The organism is Gammaproteobacteria bacterium, assembly GCA_035279405.1.
Lineage (GTDB): Bacteria > Pseudomonadota > Gammaproteobacteria > Natronospirales > REEB76 > REEB76.
This window is the reverse complement of sequence record DATEHU010000011.1, coordinates 35,240-60,910: the sequence shown is the minus strand read 5'-3', so window position 1 is coordinate 60,910 and position 25,671 is coordinate 35,240. Positions and strand designations below refer to the sequence as shown.

Sequence of the window (25,671 nt, the reverse complement as noted above, 5' to 3'; positions counted from 1 at the left end):
GGAACCGCTCCTGCGTTTCCGGGACTTCCGCTATCCATGGCGGTCGCGCGCGCTCACGCGCCCGGCGGCTGGCGTTGCAGGGGCTGTATCAGTGGCAGCTCTCGGGCACGCCGGCTGACGAAATCCGTGTGCAACTGCTCGTCGGCCCGAACCTGCGCGGCACCGACACCGCGTACTTCGAAGCCCTGCTCTCGGAGGCGATTGCCGACTGTCAGGCGCTCGAAGCGTTGTTTGGCGAGTACCTCGACCGGCCGCCTGCGCAGCTTGATCCCGTGGAACGCGGCATTCTGCTGCTCGGTACCTGTGAGCTAAAATCGCGTTCCGAAGTGCCCTACCGGGTGGTGCTCAATGAAGCGGTGGAACTCGCAAAGAGATTCGGCGCTGAGGATGCGCACAAGTACATCAACGCGGTGCTGGAGCGCGTGTGCCGCGAAGTTCGCAGCGCCGAGTTCAAACCGCAGGCTCGGACCGATGGAGCGCGGGCATGAACGAGTTTGAGCTGATCCGGGAATTTTTTTCCGGCAAGTCGCACAACCGCAAGGACGTAATTCTCGGTGTCGGTGACGATGCGGCCGTGTTGCGCGTTCCGGACGGCATGCAACTTGTGGCCACCGTGGACACGCTGGTCGAGCGCGTGCACTTTCCGGCCGGCCTGCCGGCGGAAGACATCGGGCATCGCTCGCTGGCGGTGAACTTGAGCGACCTGGCGGCCATGGGTGCCGAACCGGCATGGGCACTGCTGGCGCTGACTTTGCCGGAAGCCGATGAAAAGTGGCTGACGCATTTCACACGCGGCTTCCTCGCGCTCGCGCAACGACAGCGTGTGGCGCTGGTCGGTGGTAATCTGGCACGTGGCCCCTTGAGCATCACCGTCACCGCGCATGGGCTGGTGCCCGACGGTGCGGCGCTGACGCGCGGCGGCGCCAGACCCGGAGAGCATATCTACGTCAGCGGCGAACTGGGTGCGGCGGCAGCGGGGCTGCGCTTGATCCGCAACCGCATCGAGCCGGAAGCCAGCGAACGTTTGCGCGCGCGGTTCGCAAAGCCCGAACCGCGCGTCGCACTCGGGCTGGCACTGCGCGGGCTGGCCAGCGCCTGCATCGATATCTCCGACGGATTCTTTGCGGACCTGGTGCACATTCTGCAGAGCAGCGGCGCGGGTGGTGAAATCAATGTGGATACGCTGCCGCTGGCACCCGAGGCGGTGGAACTGCTGGGGCGCGCCGAGGCGCGCCAGTTGGCGTTTGCCGGCGGAGATGATTACGAATTGTGTTTCTGCATGCCGCCCGCGCGGCTTGCGCAATTGCAGCAACGCCTGGGCAAAGCGGACTTTCCGGTCACGCAGGTGGGTGTAGTGACCGCGGAAAAATCCCTGCGCTGTCTGCAAACCGACGGGACCCGATGGGTTCCGGACGCGGATACCTCGGGTTATCGGCACTTCAAATAAGAAACCGCATGCACGATCATCTGCCTGTACGCCAGATTTACCGCAATCCCATTTATTTCCTGGCGCATGGATTCGGCAGCGGCCTGGTGCCACGAGCCCCAGGCACCGCGGGCACGCTGGTGGGCGTCATCCTCTTTGTATTGCTGACGCCGGTGCCCGTCTGGCTGTACTGGCTGATTACCGCGCTGTTGTTCGTGCTCGGCATTTTCATCTGTGGCTATACGGCCCGGGCACTGGGCGTCGAGGATCCCGGCGCCGTCAACTGGGACGAGGTGGTAGGCTATCTCATCACCATGGCGGTCATGCCGCACGCCTTGCTGGAGCGTGGTGGGTGGCTGTGGATTGTGCTGGGATTTGCGCTGTTTCGGGTCTTCGACATCCTCAAGCCGTGGCCGATCCGCTGGTTCGACCGCAACATTGGCGGAGGCATCGGCATCATGCTGGATGATCTGGTGGCTGCGATTCCATCCGCCGTGGTGCTGTACATCCTGCGACTGGCATTTCCGGCCTGGTGATCCGCTGGACATAGTGGGCCAAGGACGGTAAAAAAGGCTGTTGGCAACCTATGGAGTGCGCATGAACGCCCCCGAAAAGCTCGGCAAGTTTGTTGTCGCCCAGGAGCTTGGGCGTGGCTCCACAGGTACGGTCTATCTTTGCCACGATTCCTTCCTCGGCAAGGATGTAGCCATCAAGGTCTACAGTCTCGATGCCGATACCGACGAGAAGACCGCCCAGACCCGCCGCAAGCTGTTCTTCAACGAGGCTTATCTCGCCGGCAAGATGAATCATCCGAACATCCTGCCGATCTACGACGCAGGCGAGGATGGCGGTCATTGCTACGTGGTCATGGAATACGTGCGTGGAGCCCAACCGCTCACCACGTTCTGCCGCGCGGGCAACCTGTTGCCGGTGCGCAAGATCGTGGAAATCGTATTCAAGTGCGCCAAGGCGCTGGACTACGCGCACCGCAAGGGTCTGGTGCACCGCGACATCAAGCCCGGCAACATCATGATGACGGCGGACGGCGACGTGCGCATCGTGGATTTCGGCGTTGCGCACATGGCCGGCAACGACGGCGGGCAGCTCAAGGGGCTGGTGGGCTCGCCGAGCTACATGGCACCGGAGCAGATGCGCCAGCAGCCCTCGACGGTGCAGACGGATCTGTATTCCTTGGGCGTGGTCATGTATGAACTGCTCACCGGCAAACGGCCGTACTACGGCAACAATCTGGCACGCCTCGTGCATCAGATCATCTACGCCACGCCGCCGCCGGTGCACTCTCTGCGCGCGGACGTGCCGCCGGTGCTGGAAGACATCGTGGACAAGTCCCTCGACAAGGACGTAACACGCCGCTACCAGACAGGCCTGGAATTGGCCACCGACCTGACGCGTGCCGTGCGCACGCTCGACAAGCTTTCCGAGGAACTGGCGGAACAGGAGCGTTTCAATATCCTGCGGCGCCTGGCATTTTTCGAGGACTTCAGCTATCCGGAGGTCTACGAGGTGCTGCAGGCGAGCCGCTGGCAGAGTTACGGCCCCGGCGAGAGCGTGGTGACTGAGGGTGAACTGGACGACGGCTTCCTGGTGATGGTGCTCGGCAGTGCGGACGTGCGCCGCGGCGGCCAGATGGTCGGCCGGCTGTCAGAGGGCGATTGCTACGGCGAGGCGCCCTACCTGCCCGAGCGGCGCGCGATTGCGGGCATCGTGGCGGTGACACCCATGAGCGTGTTGCGCGTGAATGCCACGCTCATCGAGCAGGCATCCACGCAGTGCCAGTTGCGCTTCCACAAGATGTTTCTGAGGGCACTGATCGAACGCCTGGCGCACGGGCGCAAAGGCGAGTCCGGGGCGCCCAAGCTGCAGGCGAATCTGCAGAAAAGCTGACTGCCTGGATCGAGGTGGAGCTGGACCTGGCCGCCGCTCAGGCGTCCTTGTTGTGTTCCACCATGGCGTAAGCCGAATGGTTGTGGATGGACTCGAAATTCTCCGACTCGATGGTGTAAGCGCGGATGCGTTCGTCGGCGTTGAGCTGCATCGCGATGTCGCGCACCATGTCTTCCACGAACTTGGGGTTGTCATAGGCGCGCTCGGTGACGAATTTCTCGTCCGGACGCTTGAGCAATCCGTATAACTCGGACGACGCCTCGCGTTCCACGATGTCAATGAGTTCTTCCAGCCACACGAAGCCGCGGGTTCGGCAGCTCACGGTCACGTGGGAGCGCTGGTTGTGCGCGCCATACGCCGAGATTTCCTTGGAGCAGGGGCACAGGCTGGTGACCGGCACCACGATCTTGAGGCGCAGGCAGTTCTGGCCGTCGCGGCGCTCGCCGATGAAGGTCACGTCGTAGTCGAGCAGGCTCTGTACGCCGGACACCGGGGCTTTCTTCGCGATGAAATACGGGAAGCGCATCTCGATATGCCCGGAGCGTGCTCCCAGCCGTTCGGTCATCTCCGTGATCATTTCCTTGAAGGACTCCACGGTGATTTCACGCTCGTAGTGGTTGAGGATCTCCACGAAGCGCGACATGTGCGTGCCCTTGAAGTTGTGGGGCAGATCCACGTACATGGCAAAGGTCGCGATGGTGTGTTGTTCGCCGCCCGAGCGTTCGCGTACGCGGATGGGATAGCGGATTTCCTTGATACCCACCTGATTGATGGGAATGCGGCGCGTGTCGGCGCTGGCCTGCACGTCGGCGATGGCGACGATCTTGGCCTGCTTGGCCGGCTGGTTGGGCGTCATCGGCATATCCTCCATCGGGCGTGAATCGCGGCGCGCTCAGCGGTGCTCGCTGTATTATGGAGTCGCGACCGGGGAATTCCAGTGGGACCGCAGCGCGGTTTGCGGCAAATTGCGGACTGCGTGGGCTAGGATACTCAGGACCTGGAAAAAGTCCACCGCCGCGTGGCCACGCGCCATGCATGCTTGTAGGGGTGTTGTTCGGCCAGCCAGTCGTCCAGCGAATGACGCACGCCGGCTGCATCCAGGCCGGCATCCCTGAGGCAGTCTTCGCGCGAACCGTGGTCCACGAACCGATCGGGGATGCCGATGTGCAGCGTGGGTTTGTGCACGTCGTGGGTGGTCAGCAGTTCACTCACCGCGCTGCCGGCACCGCCGGCCACGGCGTTGTCTTCCAGCGTGACGATCAGGTCGTGGCTGTCGGTGAGATCCAGGACCAGTTTCTCGTCCAGCGGTTTCACGAAGCGCATGTTGACCAACGTGGCATCGAGTTCCTCGGCGCTCGGCCAGGCCATGTCCACCATGGCACCAAACGCGAGCAGCAGGAGCTTCTTGCCTTCGCGACGCACCTCGGCTTTGCCGATGGGCAGTGCACGCATCTCGCGTTCAATGGTCACGCCCGGCCCGCGGCCGCGCGGATAGCGCACCGCACTCGGCTGGTTGAGCGTCATGCCGGTGTAGAGCATCTGGCGGCATTCGTTCTCGTCCGCCGGCGCCATCAACACCACGTTCGGCAGGCAGCGCATGTAGTTGAAATCGAAGCTGCCAGAGTGTGTGGGCCCGTCGGGTCCCACGAGTCCCGCGCGGTCAATGGCGAACAGCACCGGCAGATGCTGCAGCGCCACGTCATGCACCAGCTGATCGTAAGCGCGCTGCAGGAACGTGGAATATATCGCCACGACCGGCTTGAGGCCGCCGCAGGCCAGACCCGCGGCCAGAGTCACCGCGTGTTGCTCGGCAATGCCCACGTCAAAATAGCGCTCGGGAAATTGTTTTTGGAACTCCACCAGCCCCGAGCCCTCGCGCATCGCGGGGGTGATCGCGACCATGCGTGGCTCCTGCGCCGCCATGTCGCATAGCCACTGACCGAACACGTCGGAATAATTCGGGCTGGGCGCGGGTTTGGAATGGATTTTGCCGGTCGCCGCATCGAATGCGCCTGGGCCGTGCCATTTGATCGGGTCTTTCTCCGCCGGCTCGTAACCCTTGCCCTTGCGCGTGACGATGTGCAGCAGTTGCGGGCCCTTGAGCGCGCGCATGTTGCGCAGGGTCTTCATCACCGTGTAAACGTCGTGGCCGTCGATGGGTCCGATATAGTTGAAGCCCAGTTCCTCGAACAGCGTGCCCGGCACCACCATGCCTTTGAGGATTTCCTCGGAGCGCCGCGCCCACTCGCGCACCGGCGGCATGATGGACAGGGCTTTCTTGCCGCCTTCGCGCAAATGGGAATACAGCCGCCCCGACAGCACCTTGGCGAAATAGTTGGAGAGCGCGCCGACGTTGCCCGAAATGGACATGTCGTTGTCGTTCAGCACCACCAGCAGGTTGGCGTCCAGGCTGCCGGCGTGGTTGAGCGCTTCGAACGCCATGCCGGCGGTCATGGCGCCGTCGCCGATTACCGCCACCACGTGGCGGTCTTCGCCCTTGTGTTTGGCGGCGAGCGCCATGCCGAGCGCGGCGCTGATGCTGGTCGAGGAATGACCAACGCCGAAGGTGTCGTAAGGGCTCTCGGCACGCTTTGGGAAAGGCGCGAGGCCGCCCCATTTGCGGATGGTGTCCAAGCGGTCGCGCCGCCCGGTAAGCACCTTGTGCGGGTAGGCTTGGTGGCCCACGTCCCACACCAGCCGGTCCTCGGGCGTGTTGAATACGTAGTGCAACGCCACGGTCAGCTCCACCACGCCCAGGCCGGCGGCGAAATGACCGCCGATGTGACTGATGGTTTCGATCTGGAAGGTGCGTAGTTCGTCCACGACTTTCTGCAGCTCGCTTTCGGGCAGGGCGCGCAGGTCGGCGGGTGAATTCAGGCGTGAGAGCAGCGGATAATTCGACAAATCGGTCATCGCGGCTCCCTGATGGTCCCTTTCAGCTGACGTACCTGTCTGCATTATAGCTTCCCGACGCGGCGCGGGCTCAATGTTTGCGGGTGACAATATATTCGGATAGCCAGGCGAGCGGCTGCGCGGCTGCGCCAAACGGTTTGAGCGCCTCAAGCGCCTCATGGTGCAGGTTCTGGGCGCGCTCGCGCGATTCCGCGAGTCCCAGCACACTCGGGTATGTAGGCTTGTTGAGCGAGGCGTCTGCGCCGGCCTGTTTGCCGAGCGCCGCAGTTTCGCCTTCGACGTCCAGGATGTCGTCGCGAATCTGAAATGCCAAGCCGACGCATTTGGCATAGCGGTCGAGCGCGGTTTGCTTTTCCGCAGTCAGGCCCGGAACGCATTGCGCCGCGAGCATCACACTCACGCGGATCAGCGCGCCGGTCTTGTGGATGTGCATGAGTTCCAGTTCGGCGAGGCTCAGCGATTGCCCGATTGCATCCATATCCATGGCCTGGCCGCCAGCCATGCCGGCCGCCCCACTCGCTACCGCCAAGCTGTGAAGCATTTTGACGCGCGCGGCGGGGGAGGCCGTCATGCGCGCATCCTCGGCCAGAATCTGAAATGCCAGCACCTGCAGGGCGTCGCCGGCAAGAATCGCCGTGGCTTCATCGAAAGCCTTGTGGCAGGTGGGGCGGCCGCGGCGCAGGTTGTCGTCGTCCATGGCCGGCAGGTCGTCGTGGATCAGGGAGTAGGCGTGAATGATCTCCACGGCGGCGGCCGGGCCATCCAGCAGCTTGCGCGCCACGCCCAGGACTTCACCGGTGGCGTACACCAGCAGCGGGCGCATGCGTTTGCCGCCGCCCAGGACCGCGTAGCGCATCGCCTGATGCAGCCGCTGCGGGGGTTTGGTCACGGCCGGCAGCCAATTGTCGAGCACGGTTTCGAGGTGCGCGCAGTACCCCGCCACGCGTTCTTCGAAGGGCGCCATGAATTATTCTTCCTCGGTTTCGAAAGGCGCGAGTTTCTGCTGGTCGCCGTTCTGCACCAGCATTTCCACCTTGAGTTCCGCCTTTTTTAGCGCTGTCTGGCACTGGCGGGTAAGCGCAATCCCGCGTTCAAAATGCTTAAGCGACGCATCCAGGCTGAGATTGCCCTTTTCCAGCGCCGCCACGATTTTTTCCAGTTCCTTGAGCGCGGTCTCGAAATCCGGGGCGTCGGGTTTGGGGCTTGGGGCCACGATGTTCTCCTGTGTGCGTCGAAAGTTACACGCCGCTGCCGGCTCGGTCAACGCGATGGTCCCGGTTGACAGGCGCCATGCCGGAGGCTACATTGAACTTGAATTTTAGACTTGGTCTAAGCGTAGTCGGACATCGGCCCGATGCGAGAATGCGTCAAGCCCCCAGGAGGAAATGTTTATGAGCAAGCTCAAAGGCAGCAAGACCGAGGAAAACCTCAAGCACGCCTTCGCCGGCGAATCCCAGGCCAACCGCCGCTACCTGTATTTCGCGGCCAAGGCCGATGTGGAAGGCTACAACGACGTGTCCGCCGTGTTCCGCTCCACCGCGGAAGGCGAAACCGGCCATGCCCACGGTCATCTGGAATACCTGGAGCAGGTGGGTGATCCGGTGACGGGACTGCCCATCGGTCCGACCGGCAGCAATCTCAAGTCCGCCATTGCCGGCGAAACGTATGAGTACACCGACATGTATCCCGGCATGTCCAAGACGGCCCGCACCGAGGGCTTCACGGAAATCGCGGACTGGTTCGAGACGCTCGCCAAGGCGGAGCGTTCGCACGCGAACCGCTTCCAGAAATCCCTGGATAGCCTCGGCAAGTAAACAGGTTGGGTACTGAATCCCGGGGGGCGCGCGGCCGCATCCCCGGGATTCTCGTCTCTGACCGTTGCCAGGATCGCGGAGGTATTCGTGGCGCAAGAAGGTGGTCTAAAGGCTCCCCACCGCCATCATCTGGACTGGCAGAGCGAGGATTTCTGGAATGAAGCCTTGCTGCTCAAGGAAATGGAACGCGTCTTTGACATCTGCGCCGGGTGCCGCCGCTGCTTCAGCCTGTGCAACGCGTTTCCCACCCTGTTCGATGCGGTGGACGCTACCTCCGGAGGCGAGGTTTCCAACGTAGATCACAAAATCTTCTGGGAAGTGGTGGATCACTGTTATCTCTGCGATCTGTGTTTCATGACCAAGTGCCCGTACGTGCCGCCGCACCCCTGGGACGTGGATTTCCCGCATCTGATGCTGCGCGGCAAGGCCTGGAAATTCAGGCACCATGGCGCCAGCGTGCGCGACAAGATTCTGTCCGCGCCGGAAAAGCTCGGCAATTTCCTCGGTATCCCTATTGTGGCGCAGACCGTAAATGCGGCAAACAAAAGTCGTGCTGTGCGCAAGCTGGTGCAGGATGCTGTCGGCGTGCACGCGGATGCGGTGGTGCCGGAGTTTCACAGCAATACCGCGCGCAAACGCCTCAAGCATCACACGCCACTTGCGGCGGACGCGGAGCCGGCCGAGGGCACACGCGGCCGGGCGGCTATTTTTCTCACCTGTTACGGCAATCGCAACGCCCCCGGGCTGGTGACCGATCTGATCGCGGTGCTGGAGCACAACGGTATCCCGACGCGCCTTACGCCGCAGGAGCATTGCTGCGGCATGCCGAAGCTGGAACTCGGCGATTTTGACACCATCCGCAAGAACAAGGAGACCAACATTCCCACACTCGCAAGGCTGGTGGACGAAGGCTGGGACATCGTGGCGCCGATTCCGTCCTGCGTGCTCATGTTCAAGCAGGAGCTGCCGCACCTGTTTCCGGAAGATGCCGACGTAAAGAAAGTCCAGGAGAACATCTACGACCCGTTTGAGTACCTGATGTTGCGGTACAAGGCCGGCAAGCTCAGAACCGATTTCAAGCAGGCTCTCGGCAAGGTGATGTATCACGTCCCTTGTCACCAGCGCGTGCAGAACATCGGCCTCAAGACGAGGCAGTTGCTCGAACTGGTACCCGGAACAGCCGTTCAGGCCATCGAGCGCTGCTCGGGTCATGACGGCACCTATGCGGTGAAGCGCGAATTTCACGAGATATCCATGAAAATCGGCCGGCCAGTGATGAGCCAAGTCGCGGAATCGGGTTGCGATCACTATTTCAGCGACTGCCCCATGGCGGCCGAGCAGATCCAGAACGGCCTCCCGGACCGGCGCGCTCCCGAATCGGCCTTCCAGCTCCTGCGCCTAGCGTATGGAATTTAGAGAGATCACCGGCGGGCAGTGGGCTATGCAAAAACTGAGCCGTCAGGATCTGTGGAGCCTGGAAGACTACGCGCAGAAGCGCGATGCCTTCCGCCGGCAGGTCATGGAGCACAAGCGGGTCCGCAACCTGCAGGTGGGACCGCATGTGCGCCTGCTGTTCGAAGACCGCCTGACGATGCAGTACCAGATACAGGAAATGCTGCGCGCCGAGCGGATTTTCGAGGCCCAGGGCATCCAGGACGAGCTCGATACCTACAATGCCCTGATACCGGAAGCCGGCAATCTCGCTGCGACCATGATGATCGAGTTTGAAAACGTGGCTGAACGTCAACGGGCACTCGCGCAGCTCGTGGGCATCGAGCACCAAGTGTGGCTGCAGGTGGCGGGGTTCGACCGGGTATTTGCGATTGCCGACGAGGACATGGATCGCAGCACCGCCGACAAAACATCCAGCGTGCATTTTCTGCGCTTCGAGCTGGCGGCGTCCATGGTGAGCAAGCTAAAAAATGGGGCTGCACTGGGTGCGGGAATCGAACATGCCAATTACGCGTACTCGGTCGAAACTATTCCTGCCAATATCCGTGCGAGTCTGACTGCCGATCTCTCCTGACTGCGGGATACGGCGGGATTCAGTTAGAATTCCCGGCCACCGGCGCCTTCCCTGCGCCCCCAAGCGAAATCACCCGGAAGCATGAGCGCCAAATACGACGCGGCTGACATCGAGGTTTTGTCCGGCCTGGACCCGGTGCGCAGGCGGCCGGGCATGTACACCGACACCAGCCGCCCCAATCATCTCGCCCAGGAAGTCATAGACAACTCGGTGGACGAAGCCGTCGCCGGGTTTGCGAAAAAAATCGAGGTGATCCTGCACAAGGACGGCTCGCTGTCGGCCAACGACGACGGCCGCGGCATGCCGGTGGACGTGCATCCCAAGGAAAAACTCACCGGCGTGGAACTGATCCTCACGCGCCTGCACGCGGGCGCCAAGTTCTCCGACAAGCATTACCGTTTCTCAGGCGGATTGCACGGTGTGGGCGTGTCGGTGGTGAATGCGCTGTCCAGCAAACTCGAAGTCTGGGTGCGGCGCAACGGCAAGAACTATCACATGGCCTTCAAGGACGGCAAGCGCGTAGGCAAGTTGGAAGAGCAGGGCGAAGTGGGCCGCGCCAATACCGGCACACGCCTGCGCTTTTGGCCGGACCCGAAGTATTTCGACTCGCCGAAATTCTCCATTCCGAAACTCAAACATGTGTTGCGCGCCAAAGCGGTGCTCTGTCCCGGCCTTACCGTCAAGTTCATCAACGAGCAGACGCTGGAAACAGACGAATGGCAGTATCACGGAGGACTCAAGGATTATTTGATTGAATCCCTGGAGGGTCGCGAGTTCATCCCCCATGAGCCTTTCAACGGCGGCTTGGAAGCCGAAAAGGAGACCGCGGATTGGGCGGTGGTGTGGTTGCCGGACGGCGGCGAGGTATTTGCCGAGAGCTACGTGAACCTGATACCGACGGTGCAGGGCGGTACGCACGTGAACGGCCTGCGCACCGGGCTCACGGATGCGGTGCGCGAATTCTGCGAGTTCCGCAATCTGGTGCCGCGCGGCGTGAAGCTCGCGCCCGAAGACATTTGCGACCGCGTGGCCTACGTGCTGTCGGTGAAGATGAGCGATCCGCAGTTCTCCGGCCAGACCAAGGAACGCCTGTCCTCACGGGAATCGGCCACATTTGTTTCCGGCATCGTCAAGGACGCGCTGGCGCTGTGGCTCAATCAGCACACCGAAGCCGGCGAGCAGATCGCGCAACTCGCCATCGAAAACGCGCAGCAGCGCCTCAAGCTCAGCAAGCAGGTGATGCGCAAGAAAATCACCAGCGGCCCGGCGTTGCCCGGCAAGCTCGCGGACTGCTCCAGCGGCGAGCCGGAGCGCAGCGAATTGTTCCTGGTGGAAGGCGATTCCGCCGGTGGCTCGGCCAAGCAGGCCCGCGACCGGGAATTCCAGGCCATCCTGCCGCTGCGCGGCAAGATCCTGAACACCTGGGAGGTGGACGCCGGCGAAGTGCTGGCGTCGCAGGAAGTGCACGACATCAGCGTGGCCCTGGGGGTGGAGCCGGGCTCCAGCAAGCTCGATGGCTTGCGTTATCACAAGGTCTGCATTTTGGCGGATGCGGATTCCGACGGCCTGCATATCGCCACACTTTTATGTGCGCTGTTCCTGCGCCATTTCCGCGCGCTGGTGGAGCGCGGCCACGTGTTCGTATGTATGCCGCCCTTGTTTCGCATAGACGCAGGCAAGAACGTGTATTACGCGCTGGATGAAGCCGAACGCAAAGGCATTCTGGATCGCATCGCCGCGGAGAAGCAGAAGGGCAAGGTCACGGTCACGCGCTTCAAGGGTTTGGGCGAAATGAGCCCGCTGCAACTGCGCGAGACCACCATTGCGCCCGACACCCGCCGGCTGGTGCAGCTTACCGTGGACGCCAAGGACAACACCGATAAACTCATGGACATGCTGCTCGCCAAGAAGCGCGCCGCGGATCGCAAGCAATGGCTGGAAAAGAAAGGAAATTTAGCGGAGGTTTAGTGGTCGTGCCTTATGCTTGAGGGCAGGATTGCGAAGTCGCGCGTTTTTTCAAGTAGATTCATGACGGACAAAAGTATCGGCGGTGGCGCGACGAGTCTGCGTTCTGTCAAGTTCAACCATCCCCCGGCGCTCGTTACGCGCGCGCTGAGGTTACCGTCTGGCCGAAAGATCTCATGCCGGAGGAGAAATCGGCTGCCGTCGGGTGCGTGGCCTGCAAGTGCATAGGTTACTTTGATTTGTTCCTGCAACCGGATTTCCTTGAAGTATTCGATCTCGTCCTTCATGACCACCGGCCCGATTCCGAGCTTCAGGAACTCTTCAACTGGAAAGCCGTTTTCGATCAGAAACATCTGACGAACATCCGCGGTCTTGTCCAGGTACGATGTATTTTTCATGTGGGAATTGAAGTCCATATCGGACCAGCCTGCATAAAGTGTCTTTGTGTACATGGGATTGTTCCGGGTGCAAAAGCAAGCGTCCAAAGTGTGTGCCGCCTAAGTCCCGTGACGTACATCAGTGCGTGTTCCTACGATGCAGCAGCCAGCCGGTGAGCGGCACAATCTTGGGAACGCGTGTGCGGTAATGTTCGTAGAGTTGGCCATGGAATTGCACCAAATCACGTTCCTCGAAGCGGATGGCAACCAAGATGTAGCCGCTCATGACGATGGCAAACAACAGGTGTCCCGCCGTCATCACCGGCGCTCCCCAGAACGCGAGCAGAAAGCCGAGATACAGCGGATGGCGCACCATTTTGTAGAACAGTGGCATAGCAAATTGAGGTGGGCGCGCCTCGCGGCCCCGCAACTGCGCCCACACCTGCTTGAGTCCGAACAGCTCGAAATGGTTGATGAGAAAGGTGGAAATCAACACCAATCCGAATCCGGCTGCGAATACAATCCAGCCGAACGACTGACCCCACGCGCTATCTGCCCTCCAGACCGTAACCGCGATCGGCCGCCACTGCCAAAAGAGCAAGATCAGGACCAGACTGGCGATGAGTACAAACACACTGCGCTCGGCGGATGCCGGCAGGTAGCGTTTCAGCCAGGCCTTGAAACCGCTGCGCGCCATGAAGGAGTGCTGCATCCCAAATACCAGAATCAGCACCAAATTGATCACCAGGGCCGTGATGAGGCTGCCTGTTGGACGGCCTGCATCAATGGAATGCGGTACCAGTGCAGCCACTAGCGGAAACGTCTCAGCCAATCGCGTGAGTTGCAAATTGCCCACGAAGGCTATCAGATAAAGGAATGTCAGCAGGAATAGTCCGTAGGCGATGACGCCGAAAAGCAGAATGAATGAGCGCTGCATTGTCCATCCTCCCAAAAAGTACGATCTTGGAAAAATGATGCAGCGTTCTCAGTGCCGGTGGAATAAGGCATTTGTCCTGTTGTGAAGGCGGGAGCTGTTCAAGCAGGGACGTTTGTCCCGGACTAGGCTTGAAAGCCACGCTTGTGGGCCAAAACGATGGCCTGTGCGCGACTGCTTACCCCGAGCTTGTCGAACAGCCGGGAGACGTGGTTGCGCACCGTCTTTTCGTCAATGAACAGGCGTTCGGCAATTTCTCCGTTGCTCAATCCGTCGTTGATCAAGGCAAGAATCTGGTGTTCGCGACGCGAGAGTCCTTCGAAAGCCGCGCTGGCGCCGCGCTCTGCGCCGGTGAATTCCAGCACCAGCGATTGAAACTCCCGCCAGGCGGGTTCATGCTCAAGCAACACGTGATTGCAGGAATCGAGTTCCACGAAATCCGCATTGGGAATTCTCGATGCCAGAAGACATCCTTCCGAATACGGAACCGCTTTATCGTGGCGCGCGTGTATCACCAGGGTCGGTGTACGTACTTGAGGGAGCAAATCCAGGACGTTCACACTGCCACGCGCTTTCATGAGTTCGACGGCGATTTCGGGTGTCGTGGTGCGCCGGCACAGCTCGTTGAACCAACCGAGCTGTTCCGGCGTGCCGCCGGGGACAAACATCGAGGTGAATAATTGCCGGAAAGTGGAATTCTCGCTGCCCCAGCCGTGCCGCATCATCTCCACCAGGGCTTCGTAATAACGCGTGGCATTTGGATTGCCCCGCTGTTTCCATCCGCAGGCGTAGCCGCCATAGAGAACCATGCGCGACACCCTTTCCGGGTGACGGACTGCAAACTCAACGGCTGTAGCCGCTCCCTGCGAGATGCCAAGCAAAACAAATGGATGCTCAATGCTGGCTTTCTCCACCACACATTCCAAATCCTGGACCCAGTGAGCTGCGGAAAGATCAGCCGCACGCCAGTCGCTCATGCCGCAACCGCGTTCGTCGTAGCGGACGTAACGGAAATGTCCGGAAAGAAATTGCATCCAATGGCGCCACACTGGACTTTCCAGGTCGTATTTCAGATGTGTAAGCCAAGTGGCGGGTTTAACCAGCGTCGGCCCGGACCCCATTTCGGCCCAAGCCACATGCACCCCGTCAGGAGTTACGAGATAGCGGATATGCTGACGCATGGCGAATGAATGAGAGCTATCAAGAATCACAACCCCAAGTAACCGTGAACCATACGGCTTCCTTCAGAATAATCCTTTTTCAGGGCACGGTCTTGGTCGCAGGGGAAGTAATCGGGGCTATCCTTTGCGCGGTGCCTGGGCATTAACTGCTAATTTCGCCAATAGCGCTTCGCGTCGTACCAAGCTTTCCTCCGGCCAGTATTTTTTGCGGTCGTAGTAGTCAGAGACCGCCGGCACGTTGGCAGGGAGAATAATCCACGGCTGTTTTGTGGAAGTGTAGATATGAATGTCCGGCGGCAGGTGATCGGGTTCGTCGAGTGTGCCTACACGCACGAAACGAAATGCCGGGCCGGCGCCCGAATAATTACTCCACACCGCGATCCGGCATTTTGGACAACGCGCAATTTTCTGGCCCTTGCCACTCGCTGAAGGCGTGTCCACGATTTCCGGCTCACCGGACACCAGCGTCACGCGTTCCGCTTCGATCAGGGCGTTGAGTGCGAATGCAGCACCGGTTTCCCGTTGGCACCAGCGGCAATGGCAGCAATGCACAAACAGCGGGTTGGATTCCAGCCGGTAGCGGAGCGTACCGCAATCGCAGCCGCCATAAAGAGGGTAAACATTCTCAGACGCCATTCCGAGGACACCTCTTTCTCAGGAGTGAGTCAGCAGTTTGAAAGCGTGCACCCAATCGTTGTGCAGCAAGCCGGGGATGCACCACAACATGCACAGCGGTTCGATGGCGCGCGCCGCCTCGGCCTTGCCCATGTCCGCGGTTTCCCAGCCGAACTGATCCAGAATACTTCGCACGGTTTTCTTGGCCGCGTCGTCATTGCCGCAGATGAACATAGTGGGCTTGCTGCCTTTCAACTGCGGGTTGACCATCAGGGCACTGCCGACGGAATTGAACGCCTTGACGAAGCACGCTTCCTTAAATTCCCGTTGCAGTCGCTCCATTAGCGAATCGTCCAGGCTGGTGAAGAACTTGAGCACGCCGTTGACCGGTGGGGCGTCAGCGATGGGGTTGGTGGCATCAATGACGGGTTTGCCGGTGAGATTCGTGGCACCCGCTGCGCGCAGCGCGTCCAGCGCGGCCGTGCCCTTGACGGCGAGAACCGCCACCTCAGCGAATTTGCCGGCTTCCGCGTAGCTACCGATTCGTGCTTTGGGGTTTTTCCTGGACCAATCCGCAAGTTTCGACACCGTGCGTGTGCCCAGCATGAGCTCGTGGCCGTGCTTCAAAAAGCCGCCGGCCAGCGTGGTCGCCACTATCCCCGAACCGAGAACTCCGATTTTCATACTGCACCTCTGTCTTGGATACCGGATTCAGTTTGAGCGGGGCAGGGCAAATAGTTGTACGCGATCTACATTGGATTATCAAATATCAGCCGCATAACTGCGGACTCAAGCCGCACTGCGAAGCGGCTTCGGCTTGAATAAATTGTCAGAACCAAAGCCAAGCTATCCAGGCTAGCAGTGGGAAAGCCGCTTGTATCACTGCGGCACGCAGCATCCGGCGGCCAGCCGAAAAGAACAGTACAACTCCCGCCCCGACCATGCAGGCGCAACTGAACAACACCAAGGTCCGGCCGACGGTGACATTGCCGCCCATGTGAAGTAGCGCGATACCCGCGAAGATGCCAATGGCCAGGAACAAGTTGTAAAAACCCTGGTTAAAGGCAAACAGGCGACGTGCCTCAGCGTCCGCACTGGTGGCCGCACCGAAACGCTTGTGCACGCTGGGCCGCATGAACCACAGGCTCTCCATGCAGAAGATGAAGACGTGCACGGCGGCCGCGAGAAAGGCAAACACTTGACTGGTTAGATTCATGAGGCTTTCGCGATGGGCTGCCTGGGTTTTAACGCTACAAATGAGCGGTAGCCAAAAAGTGGAACCTTTGGGACGTCCGCTCGATGGAGGGGTTAGGCGTCACCGGTTGGAACAATTGAGGCGGTTTCGACCATGAGGATGACGGCACGATCCGGCGCACGCGTTCGATGTACGACGCCCTTTGGGACTACGAACCCCTCTCGCGGTTGCAGGTCGAAAGACTTGTCTTCCAGATCGATGAGGAAATGACCATCCAGCACGAAAAAGAACTCGTCGTCGTTGTCATGCTTGTGCCAGTGGTATTCACCCTGCACGACGCCCAAGCGCACAACTGACTCGTTGACCTTGCAAAGCGTTTGGTTGTACCACTGGTCTGTGCACGCCTGCACAAGCCCGGGGACGTCAACAATGGAGAGAACTGGAAACTTGGTATCGAGATGCGTGGCATATGGCTGGTTCTTCCCGCTGGTCATTGGACCACTCCTTCCGTCAAAGAAGAGAAAACAGTACGCGAGGCAGTTCGGGCTCGGTTGCGACGATGGTACTCGTCGCGAGTTGAGCGCAGCCCGAGTGATTGAGATGGGCGAAGCCTATCCAAAATCATAATGCAGTAATAGCCGCGTTCCGCGCCGCGCGCCTCGAACATCCAAATTCAGCCGTAGCCTTGCCGAGGGAATGGTCGCCGGCTGAAACCACGCGCCGAGCGATGTTTACTCCGCCGTTGTTGGATCAATAATCCTGGCGACTTCAGAAACGTAATTGGCAGGAAACCCGCCTTGCTTCGCATGTTCTCGCACAAGCTGCTCGTTCGGAGCAATATACACGCAGTAGATTTTGTCTTTGGTAACGTAGCTCTGTACCCATTGAATCTGCGTGCCGAGCTTGCTTAGAACGCTACAAGACTTCTGTGAGATGGCCTTAAGTTCCTCAGCTGAAAGTTTTCCGGAACCCGGAATTTCTCTCTCAATGACATACTTTGGCATGGGACCTCTCCGTGGCGGTTGGCAGGCGGGTTGACTATACGCTGTTCGAGGTATGCACGATTACGTCCGGTAGCGCCCCGTGATTGCGGCGCACCTCCGGCTGCCCACGAGTCGCTTGGGCGATCGGGTACAGCCGCTAACCAGGCTGTACGCCGCAGCCGGGACATGGTCGAACGGCCTGGCTACCCAACAGGCAGTGCGCGATGGTTAAAACATGGCGGGCGATTATTGCGACGTTGTATGACGTGCTGAGGAGTGCCGGGTGAACGAAAGCGCGGGAGGCGTGACCTGTACTCAGCCTTGTGTATGTGAGGCGTAGTTATTGCATCCCGGATATTCGCTCTGACCCCATTTCTCCCGCAGGATTTTTTGCAAACAGATAGGGTACCCACCAAGTGCGCAGTACCCCGTAAAGGGCCGCGCCGTAGCTACACCAGAGCAACCACATTAGCCACATTGGAAAACTGGAGTTGGCGTAGTGGACGCTTGCGACCAACGCAATGGCGAAGGGCAGCGTGCTGAGCACCGTAACAACAGCAAGCTTGCTAGGGCTGTCAACTGCGCGGATGCCGGCCACACTGTTGAGCCTGCCAAGTGGCACCCAGTCGTGGACCGCAATAAACAGCACGACGAGAAACTGACAAATTACGAATGCGTAGATCATGGGCACCCTAAGGTCTGCGTTCAGCCGCGCGGCGAAGCTGCGTCGGCTGCAACGCGTTGTTGGACGTCAATTCGTCCACCTTTGTGTCGCGGACCCTCATTTCCAACCGCGCACGAGCTGCCGGCCGCCCCTGCTGGCTAGGCCACGGCCTTTTTGACGAGCGCGCGAATTCTGGCTTCAGTCGCGGCGTCGAGCGAGGTGAGAGTCCATGCGACGGGGTGCATGTGGACACCGTCCTCGCGGGCGGGGTTGACTACTTCGCCGAATCCGAAAGCGATGAAGTCCTTATCCGTTTTGATGTAGCAAATGTCCTTGCCGTTCTTTACGTAAAACGGGAGTCCCCAGCGCACGATCGGCTCGAGCGACGGTGCGCTTTCCCGGATGATGCGGTGCAGGCGTTCTCCAATTTCCCGATACTGTGCGGGGGCCTCGCCGAGTTTAGCGAGGACGGCCGCGTCGCCTTTCTTTGTGAACATATGTTCAGACCTCCTTCAATGTTTCGGATGGCGTCGCGCTTCAGCCGCCGTCGTGGAGCATAGCGACGAGGTAACCGCAAGCGAAGCTTGCGGAGGTCGATTTCAAGCGCTTGTTAGCCAACGATCTACACGAACACGATAGACGTAATGTCTTCAACAAAGGCGGATACCTTCTTTATCCCTGGTCGATACTTGCCAGGGTGACCACAGCGATTGCGGAGATTCAGTGCCTCGGTAAGGGTATCTTTCTCGTTCTTGTCCAGTACTCCGAGGTCTTTGGCGGCTAAGAGCGAGGTCGCATCCTTGACATAAGCAAAGTCATCAAGGGTCTTGATAGGTCTAGCCTTTGGGTCGTGTTTCTGGATGGCGGCTGAAAGCACCGTCGTGCCCTTAGTGAGTAGGCTAGTTTGAATTGTCCGAATCGCAGCGACCCACACGAACACTGTACTGGCCCTCAGCGCGCCAACTTGCAGGCACTTCAGAGCTTCATCGAGATAGTCCCTCACATCCGGATCGGCGACTTTGGTGACTAGATTTTCTAGAGTGCCAACATCATGCTCGATTTCGACGTCCGCCTCAGGGAGACCAAGGAGCGTGCGCACGTGCTCACGACCGGAATCTGTCAGATTCCAGAGGTGCCTCTTCCCTTGCAACCGCTTGGTATCAACAAGAGCACCGCTCTTGCTTAATACGTCGGCCACATTGGCCTTAGCCCATCCCTTAGAACGTGCATTTTTTAACCCCTGCCGAATCTCATCGACTGTGAGCGCCGTTTTCTGCTCATACCTTTCACGGTAGTACAGGACCGCAAGAATCCGATCCTGATGTTTCTTATTCAACAGTGGGGCTATGAACTCGACGAGCGTCACTAAGTACTCTCCGCGCGTTTCTTTGTACCTTTTTTCACAGAGTATGTAGTTTTCAGATTTGCCTCTCCGTGAACTGTCGGCTTGAACTTGCTTCTTCCAGCCCTAGCGAACAGCTTCTTACCCTTTTCTTTCGCCGCCTGAAAGGTCATGTCCAACCGAGCCGGAACAGTTATCCCAACGTCATCTGCCTTACGGCGCACTTCATCCATGGAGAATGGTTCTGCTCCGTATTCGCGATAAAAATAGGCAGCTATGAGCCTTGCGTTATCAGCAGGCTTGTCGAGATCGAAGCCTCTGAAGAACGACTCCTCCGAATCATCTGAGCCTTGATGCTTGGCATTAGATGCAGTTTTTTTGCCCGGGGAATCCGAAGCCTGCTCCGTAACATATGCCTTTAGGAGGTCAAACGCTTCACTGCGCACCTCGGGTGGCAGTTTCTCGATGACCTTGGCAACCCGTTCAAGTCGAGTGGAACGAGTCTTGAAATCTTTCTCATCCACGACAACGAACCTCCTTAGTCATCAGGTTGACTAACAAGTATTAGATCGATGCTGGCGATATTCATCATGACGGACGATTGTTTAAGTCCGCCCTTTGTAGCACCGGCAATCCCGGATTACCAGTTGCCATGTCTGGCACCCTATAATGCCGGCAACTAGATGAGGATTCCCATGGCTAACACAGCCACGCTTGCCGTCGAAGGTGCCGAACGCCAGCCGCTGAAGACTTTCACCGAAAAGGCGTACCTGGACTATTCCATGTACGTGATTCTGGACCGGGCGCTGCCGCACATCGGCGACGGCTTGAAACCAGTGCAGCGGCGCATCGTGTACGCGATGTCGGAGCTGTCGCTGGATTATCAAGCCAAGCCCAAGAAATCCGCGCGCACCGTGGGCGACGTGCTCGGCAAGTATCACCCGCACGGCGATCTCGCCTGCTACGAAGCCATGGTACTCATGGCCCAGCCATTTTCCTACCGCTATCCCGTCATTGACGGCCAGGGCAACTGGGGTTCGCTGGACGATCCCAAGTCCTTTGCTGCCATGCGCTACACCGAAGCGAAGCTCTCGAAATACGCCGAAGTGCTGCTTTCGGAGCTCGCGCAAGGCACGGTGGATTGGCAGCCAAATTTTGATGGCACCTTGCAGGAGCCGAAGCTCCTGCCGGCGCGGCTGCCGAATGTTCTCCTGAATGGCGCGACTGGCATTGCCGTGGGCATGGCGACCGACATCCCGCCGCACAATCTGAAAGAAGTGGCGAGCGCCTGCATCCGCCTGCTGGAAGAACCCAAAGCCTCTGTCAAACGGCTTTGCGAACACATCAAGGGGCCGGATTTTCCGACGCAAGCGGAACTCATCACGCCGCGCGCGGAAATCCTGCAAATGTACGAGACCGGCATGGGCAGCATGCGGTTGCGTGCCAAATGGACGCGGGAGAAGGGCGGCGACATCGTGATCAGCGCACTCCCGTACCAGGTGTCCGGCGACAAGGTGCTGGAGCAGATTGCGGGCCAGATGCGTGCCAAGAAGCTGCCGATGGTGGAAGACTTGCGTGACGAATCCGATCACGAGAATCCCACGCGCCTCGTGATCGTGCCGCGCAGCAACCGGGTGGACACGGGCGAACTCATGGCGCACCTGTTCGCCACCACGGACCTGGAGCGCAGCTACCGTGTGAATTTGAACCTCATCGGTCTGGATGGCCGGCCGCGGGTCAAAAATCTGAAGGAATTACTGGAAGAGTGGCTGGAATTCCGCACTGAAACCGTTACGCGCCGGCTCAGGTTTCGCCTCGATAAAGTCGAGAAGCGGCTGCACATTCTGGATGGCCTGCTGATTGCGTATCTCAATCTGGACGAGGTGATCGCCATCATCCGCAAGCACGATCAGCCCAAGTCCGTGTTGATGAAGCGTTTCAAATTAACCGACGCGCAAACCGAGGCGATTCTGGAAACCAAGTTGCGGCACCTGGCGAAGCTTGAAGAAATGAAGATCAGGGGCGAGCAGAAGGACTTGGCGAAGGAGCGTGAGGGATTGGAGAAGACATTAGGTTCGAAAGCCAAACTCAAAAAACTGGTGCGCGACGAACTGACGGCCGACGCTGAAACTTATGGCGACCCGCGGCGTTCGCAACTGGTGGAGCGCGCACCTGCGGCCCAGGCGATTGATGAAACCCAGTTGCTGCCCACGGAGCCCACCACGGTGATTCTCTCCAAGGCCGGGTGGGTGCGGGCCGCGAAGGGTCACGAACTCGATCCGCGCACACTGGGTTACAAATCCGGCGACGGCTTTCTCGCCGCGGCCTACGGCAAAAGCAACCAGCCGGCGGTGTTTCTGGACTCCACCGGCCGCGCCTACACGCTGCCGGCCCATTCATTGCCCTCGGCCCGCAGCCAGGGCGAGCCGCTGACGGGGCGGCTCACGCCGCCGGCGGGCGCAAGCTTCGCCGGCGCATTGATCGGCGAACCCGAGGATCGCTGGCTGGTGGCGAGCGATGCGGGTTACGGTTTCGTAGTCAAGCTCGGCGAACTCATCTCCCGCAACCGCGCCGGCAAGGCCACGCTGCGGCTGCCGAAGAATGCGCGTGTGCTGGTGCCGTCGCCGGTCAACAACGTGAAAAGTGATCTGCTCGTGGCGGTCAGCAGTGAAGGACATATATTGGTATTCCCGGTGAAGGCACTGCCGGAACTGGCACGTGGCAAGGGCAACAAGATTATGGGTATTCCCTCGAAGAAAGCTGCGAACCACGAGGAATACATGGCGGCGATAGCCTGCGTGCCGGCGGAAGAGGGCTTGGTGATTCTCTCCGGTGCGCGTCATATGACGCTGTCGGCCAAGGAACTGAAGGAATATGCCGGCGAGCGCGGCCGCCGCGGCCTTAAATTGCCGCGCGGCTGGCGCGCGGTGGAAGCCATGTATCCGGCGTCAAGGATGCCGGGGAAGAGCGGCGGCTGAAGAGCGGAACCCCGGCGCAGACCGCCGCTCCCAAAAATTCGATCGCGGTGAATATCACCGCTCCCAAGCGTGCATTGGGAAACGCAGTCGGCGCTGCGATTCAGATCAACCGGTGACCGCACGCGTAGGCGTGGAATCCGCCATGACGACTTCCGGTTCCTGCACGTAATTGCCCTGGATGTATTCGATGCCAAGCTGGTAAAGCATGGCCATGGTTTCCGGCTTTTCCACTTTTTCGGCCACGGTGTGGATTTTCAACTCGTTGGCGCGTGCCACGAATTTCTTGGTCAGATTGCGCTTGTCCTCCTCGGTGGCGAGCACCGCGATCAGACTGCCGTCAATCTTGATGTAGTCCACATGGCGGATCAGTCCGAGGGTGTGCAGCGAATCCTGCCCGAGGCCAAAGTGTTCGAGCGCAAATCCACATTTCAGGCGATGCGCGGCTTCCGCCAGCGCGCGCGTATCGGTAATGTATTTCTCCGCGGATTTTTCCGAAATCTCGAATACCAGATTGCCAGCGGGCACGGGCGTGCTCTTGAGCAGCTTTTCCAGCCATGGGAACAGGCTCTTGTCGGTCAAGGACTGATCCGACAGCCGCACGAACAGGCGCGCTGTGTGGTTCAGCTTGGCGCGTTCCACCATCATGGCGAGGCTGCGTTCCACGACCCAGCGGTCAATCGCACCCATCATACCGGCGCGCTCCGCGGCTGGGAATAAATCCTTGCTGGGAATTTCGTTGTTGTCCTCATCGCGCATGCGGATGAGCATGTCCAGCGCCTCGGTGGCATCACCCGTCAGGCTGGCAATGGACTGGTAGGCCAGCATGAAGCGATTAGCCCTGAGCGCCTCGATGATGGTGCGTTTCCATTCGGTGTCGGTGGCCTGGCCTTGTGCATCCACCTTGGCGGGCGCCCAGGCGGCCACGGAACCGCCCTCGGCCAGCGTGGCTTTGGTGTGGGCCTCTTTGGCGTGCATCAGCGCTTGCTCGGGGTCACGGTTGTGCTCGTCCAATATCACGAAGCCGATGCTGCAGCTCATGCTGGTGGACTTGCCCATGGATTCGAAGATGCGCGCGCCCACGGCGGCGTGGAGTTTCTCCGCCGCATCGGATATGTCTTTGAGTTTGGGACGGGTCATGATGACCGAAAAATCGGTGCCACCGAAGCGCGCCACGATGTCATCGTGACTAACGCTGGAGCGCACCAGGTCCGCCAGGCCCTTGATTATGCCGTCGCTGGCAATCATGCCCACTTTGACGGTGACCTGCGAAAATTGGTTGGGTTTGATGTACAAGAGCGCGGACAGTGCCGGCCCCTTGTTCTTGGCCAGCTCCTGGCGCAACACTTCAATGAAGTGCACGCGGTTGATGAAGCCCGTGAGCAGATCCAGGTTGCGCGCGGCGGTGAGCTGCTGCACGCTGGCCGCGAGCTTCTGGGTAAGCAGATCGATTTGTGCCTGCGCCTGTGCGTGGGACCGGCCCGGTACTTGGGCCTGCGCGCTGCTGTCTTTGACCTCGCTGCGCACGGAGAGTTCCAGTGCGGGTTCGCCGTCGAATTCCGCGTTCGCGATCTGCAGCGTGATTTTCAACGCCTTGCCACCGGCATGCTTGGCGTCCAGGGGCAGCGGTTTGACGGCGTGGCGCTTGCCGGCCAGTTTGAGCGCGTCTTTGAGTGCTGCCTGGGCCTCGCCTGCAAACAGTTCCAGCACCGGCTGACCCACGATCTGTCCGCTCGAGTTGTAACCGAAGAGTTCGAGGAACGCGGGGTTCACATTCACCAGGATGCCGTCACTTACGTAGGCGATGGCGTTCTTGGTATCGCGCATCACGAGGTTGATGCGCTGTTCGTATTCCTTGAGTGTCAGGCCTTTCTGTTCGAGCTCGCGCGCCAGGGTCAGAACTTCGAGTTCGCGCGACACCACCGCACGCACGTGTTCAGGCTGCGCGACGGACACCAGGTCGCGTGCGCCGCTGTCAATGATTTCCGCCACCAGCTCTGACTGCGTGGTGTCGCTGAGTGCAATCACGGGGACATTGGGCAGTGACATGTCGCGCATCTTGACGACTTCCTTAAAGGAAGCGCCGGGCACGCTCATGGAGCAAAGAATCAGATCGGGGCGCTGGGCCTTGACGCTTTTTTCCGCGCTCTCCATGTCCGCGGCCCACAGCGGTTTCACCGGGTAGCCGGCTTTGCGCAGCATGCTGTTGAGTTGTTCCGCTTCATTTTGGGAAGCAGTAACAATCAGGACGGGCAGTGCGTTCCGTGGCGACAAGGCGCAGTCCTCAGCTAGCAGACTCGACCGAGAGCAAAAGTTTAAGCGTTATGACAACCCAGTGCACGCCGGCGGTCACAAAGCGGTCAGTGGCACCTTGGCGGGGGCGCCGGGTATCTCGCGTACCAGCCGCGGCACCAGATAGCCCGGCAGCCGCGCCCGAAGCCCGCGGGCAATTTCCCGGGCCTCGTTGTCCGGCACGTCAAAATGGGCGGCACCCTTTACGCGATCCAGCATGTGCAGATAGTAGGGGATAACTCCCGCCGTGAACAGTTGCTGCGACAGCTCGGCCAGCACCTCGGCCGAGTCGTTGACGCCTCTGAGCAACACCGACTGGTTGAACAGGGTGGCGCCGGCGTCCTGCAGTTTCTCCAGGGCCTGCGTGACCTCGGCACTGAGCTCGCGGGCGTGATTGACGTGCACCACCACGACCTTGCGCAAATGGCAGTTGCGCAACCAGGACAGCAGCTCCGCGTCCACGCGCGAGGGCAATACGATGGGCTGACGGGTATGAATGCGCAGAGTGCGCACGTGCGGAATCTCCTGCAGGCGTGACACGAGGTCCGCCAGTATCCGGTCGCTCAGGGACAACGGATCACCGCCGCTCAGGATGACTTCCGCGATGCTGGCATCACTCCTTATATATTGGAGTGCCGGCTGCCAGCCTGCGGCGCGCGCGCTTTCCTCGGCATAGGGGAAGTGGCGGCGGAAACAATACCGGCAGTTGACCGCGCAGGCGCCGGTGGTAATCAGCAGAACGCGGCCGTGATATTTGTGCAGCACGCCCGGTTCGGCACGGCTCGCCAGGTCACCCACGGCATCGTGGGTGAAGTCGGGTTGCGGTTCCAGTTCCGCGCCCAGCGGCAGCACCTGGCGCAGCAGCGGATCGAAGGGATCGCGCTTGCGCATGCGCGTCACGAAACTGCGCGGCACGCGCAGCGGGAATTCGCGGCTTGCGGCGCGCGCCGGTTCGAGCAGCGACGCATCCAGTTCCAGCAAGCGCAGTAACTCTGCCGGATCGCTGACGGCATTTGCGAGATCAGTCTGCCATTGGGAAGTCATGAGTATGATTCACTACCACG

The 25,671-nt window shown here is 60.0% G+C and carries 27 protein-coding genes; 9 read left to right on the top strand and 18 right to left on the bottom strand.

Annotation, left to right across the window (positions count from 1 at the left end; all coding sequences use genetic code 11):
* Positions 1-32 precede the first annotated feature (32 nt).
* The 4 genes from nusB to VJR90_00530 all read left to right on the top strand — a co-directional run bounded on the left by nusB (position 33) and on the right by VJR90_00530 (position 3,331).
* A complete protein-coding gene (gene nusB, locus VJR90_00545) occupies positions 33-488 on the top strand; it encodes a transcription antitermination factor NusB (protein ID HKV95963.1) in 456 nt (151 codons plus the stop codon).
* Complete coding sequence (thiL, locus tag VJR90_00540; GenBank protein ID HKV95962.1) at positions 485-1,447, top strand: thiamine-phosphate kinase; 963 nt, start codon at positions 485-487, stop codon at positions 1,445-1,447. Before nusB ends, thiL begins: the two co-directional genes overlap by 4 nt.
* Positions 1,448-1,455: 8 nt before the next feature.
* Positions 1,456-1,962, top strand: coding sequence for a phosphatidylglycerophosphatase A (locus VJR90_00535; protein ID HKV95961.1), 507 nt, complete (start codon positions 1,456-1,458; stop codon positions 1,960-1,962).
* 61 nt (positions 1,963-2,023) lie between these two features.
* Entirely contained in the window at positions 2,024-3,331 is a 1,308-nt protein-coding gene (locus VJR90_00530; GenBank protein HKV95960.1) for a serine/threonine-protein kinase, read from the top strand.
* Between the two features lie 37 nt (positions 3,332-3,368).
* Here the strand turns inward: VJR90_00530 and folE2 are convergent, their stop codons facing one another.
* The 4 genes from folE2 to VJR90_00510 all read right to left on the bottom strand — a co-directional run bounded on the left by folE2 (position 3,369) and on the right by VJR90_00510 (position 7,457).
* Positions 3,369-4,187, bottom strand: coding sequence for a GTP cyclohydrolase FolE2 (folE2, locus tag VJR90_00525; protein HKV95959.1), 819 nt, complete (start codon positions 4,185-4,187; stop codon positions 3,369-3,371).
* A gap of 134 nt (positions 4,188-4,321) precedes the next feature.
* Entirely contained in the window at positions 4,322-6,244 is a 1,923-nt protein-coding gene (gene dxs / locus VJR90_00520) for a 1-deoxy-D-xylulose-5-phosphate synthase (GenBank protein HKV95958.1), read from the bottom strand.
* 70 nt (positions 6,245-6,314) lie between these two features.
* A complete protein-coding gene (locus VJR90_00515; protein HKV95957.1) occupies positions 6,315-7,208 on the bottom strand; it encodes a farnesyl diphosphate synthase in 894 nt (297 codons plus the stop codon).
* A gap of 3 nt (positions 7,209-7,211) precedes the next feature.
* Positions 7,212-7,457: an exodeoxyribonuclease VII small subunit gene (locus VJR90_00510; protein HKV95956.1), complete on the bottom strand. Its 246-nt coding sequence runs from the start codon at positions 7,455-7,457 to the stop codon at positions 7,212-7,214.
* A gap of 178 nt (positions 7,458-7,635) precedes the next feature.
* Here VJR90_00510 and VJR90_00505 point away from each other — a divergent pair, with 178 nt between their 5' ends.
* The 4 genes from VJR90_00505 (at position 7,636) to parE (ending at position 12,052) form a co-directional block, all read left to right on the top strand.
* Positions 7,636-8,058, top strand: coding sequence for a rubrerythrin family protein (locus tag VJR90_00505; protein HKV95955.1), 423 nt, complete (start codon positions 7,636-7,638; stop codon positions 8,056-8,058).
* An 87-nt stretch (positions 8,059-8,145) separates the two neighbouring features.
* Entirely contained in the window at positions 8,146-9,474 is a 1,329-nt protein-coding gene (locus tag VJR90_00500) for a heterodisulfide reductase-related iron-sulfur binding cluster (protein HKV95954.1), read from the top strand.
* A 25-nt stretch (positions 9,475-9,499) separates the two neighbouring features.
* Positions 9,500-10,084, top strand: a complete 585-nt coding sequence (locus VJR90_00495) for a DUF3501 family protein (protein ID HKV95953.1) — start codon at positions 9,500-9,502, stop codon at positions 10,082-10,084.
* An 81-nt stretch (positions 10,085-10,165) separates the two neighbouring features.
* Positions 10,166-12,052 carry a DNA topoisomerase IV subunit B gene (gene parE, locus VJR90_00490; GenBank protein HKV95952.1) on the top strand — a complete coding sequence of 629 codons (1,887 nt, stop codon included), beginning with the start codon at positions 10,166-10,168 and terminating at the stop codon, positions 12,050-12,052.
* Here the strand turns inward: parE and VJR90_00485 are convergent.
* The 12 genes from VJR90_00485 to VJR90_00430 all read right to left on the bottom strand — a co-directional run bounded on the left by VJR90_00485 (position 12,049) and on the right by VJR90_00430 (position 19,864).
* Positions 12,049-12,501 (bottom strand): thioesterase family protein, encoded by a 453-nt coding sequence (locus VJR90_00485; protein ID HKV95951.1) that lies wholly within the window; start codon positions 12,499-12,501, stop codon positions 12,049-12,051. The genes parE and VJR90_00485 overlap by 4 nt on opposite strands.
* 64 nt (positions 12,502-12,565) lie before the next feature.
* Entirely contained in the window at positions 12,566-13,363 is a 798-nt protein-coding gene (locus tag VJR90_00480) for an isoprenylcysteine carboxylmethyltransferase family protein (protein HKV95950.1), read from the bottom strand.
* A 122-nt stretch (positions 13,364-13,485) separates the two neighbouring features.
* A complete protein-coding gene (locus tag VJR90_00475) occupies positions 13,486-14,541 on the bottom strand; it encodes an alpha/beta fold hydrolase (protein ID HKV95949.1) in 1,056 nt (351 codons plus the stop codon).
* Positions 14,542-14,658: 117 nt separating this feature from the next.
* Positions 14,659-15,177 carry a GFA family protein gene (locus tag VJR90_00470; protein HKV95948.1) on the bottom strand — a complete coding sequence of 173 codons (519 nt, stop codon included), beginning with the start codon at positions 15,175-15,177 and terminating at the stop codon, positions 14,659-14,661.
* Positions 15,178-15,195: 18 nt separating this feature from the next.
* On the bottom strand, positions 15,196-15,840 hold the full coding sequence (locus VJR90_00465) for an NAD(P)-binding domain-containing protein (protein ID HKV95947.1): 645 nt from the start codon (positions 15,838-15,840) through the stop codon (positions 15,196-15,198).
* 145 nt (positions 15,841-15,985) lie between these two features.
* Positions 15,986-16,372 carry a DUF1304 domain-containing protein gene (locus VJR90_00460; protein ID HKV95946.1) on the bottom strand — a complete coding sequence of 129 codons (387 nt, stop codon included), beginning with the start codon at positions 16,370-16,372 and terminating at the stop codon, positions 15,986-15,988.
* Between the two features lie 92 nt (positions 16,373-16,464).
* On the bottom strand, positions 16,465-16,845 hold the full coding sequence (locus VJR90_00455; GenBank protein HKV95945.1) for a cupin domain-containing protein: 381 nt from the start codon (positions 16,843-16,845) through the stop codon (positions 16,465-16,467).
* A gap of 237 nt (positions 16,846-17,082) precedes the next feature.
* Positions 17,083-17,355 carry a DUF4242 domain-containing protein gene (locus VJR90_00450; protein HKV95944.1) on the bottom strand — a complete coding sequence of 91 codons (273 nt, stop codon included), beginning with the start codon at positions 17,353-17,355 and terminating at the stop codon, positions 17,083-17,085.
* Positions 17,356-17,674: 319 nt separating this feature from the next.
* Positions 17,675-18,019 carry a hypothetical protein gene (locus VJR90_00445; GenBank protein HKV95943.1) on the bottom strand — a complete coding sequence of 115 codons (345 nt, stop codon included), beginning with the start codon at positions 18,017-18,019 and terminating at the stop codon, positions 17,675-17,677.
* A 137-nt stretch (positions 18,020-18,156) separates the two neighbouring features.
* Positions 18,157-18,495, bottom strand: coding sequence for a DUF1801 domain-containing protein (locus tag VJR90_00440; protein ID HKV95942.1), 339 nt, complete (start codon positions 18,493-18,495; stop codon positions 18,157-18,159).
* A 125-nt stretch (positions 18,496-18,620) separates the two neighbouring features.
* Complete coding sequence (locus tag VJR90_00435) at positions 18,621-19,364, bottom strand: hypothetical protein (GenBank protein ID HKV95941.1); 744 nt, start codon at positions 19,362-19,364, stop codon at positions 18,621-18,623.
* A complete protein-coding gene (locus tag VJR90_00430; GenBank protein HKV95940.1) occupies positions 19,364-19,864 on the bottom strand; it encodes a hypothetical protein in 501 nt (166 codons plus the stop codon). The genes VJR90_00435 and VJR90_00430 overlap by 1 nt, the downstream gene beginning before the upstream one ends.
* 171 nt (positions 19,865-20,035) lie before the next feature.
* Between VJR90_00430 and parC the strand changes: the two genes are divergently transcribed.
* Positions 20,036-22,318, top strand: coding sequence for a DNA topoisomerase IV subunit A (gene parC, locus VJR90_00425; GenBank protein HKV95939.1), 2,283 nt, complete (start codon positions 20,036-20,038; stop codon positions 22,316-22,318).
* A 105-nt stretch (positions 22,319-22,423) separates the two neighbouring features.
* Here parC and VJR90_00420 read toward each other — a convergent pair whose 3' ends face one another.
* Positions 22,424-24,589: an EAL domain-containing protein gene (locus tag VJR90_00420; GenBank protein ID HKV95938.1), complete on the bottom strand. Its 2,166-nt coding sequence runs from the start codon at positions 24,587-24,589 to the stop codon at positions 22,424-22,426.
* A gap of 75 nt (positions 24,590-24,664) precedes the next feature.
* Positions 24,665-25,651, bottom strand: coding sequence for an EF-P beta-lysylation protein EpmB (gene epmB, locus VJR90_00415; GenBank protein HKV95937.1), 987 nt, complete (start codon positions 25,649-25,651; stop codon positions 24,665-24,667).
* Between the last annotated feature and the right edge of the window lie 20 nt (positions 25,652-25,671).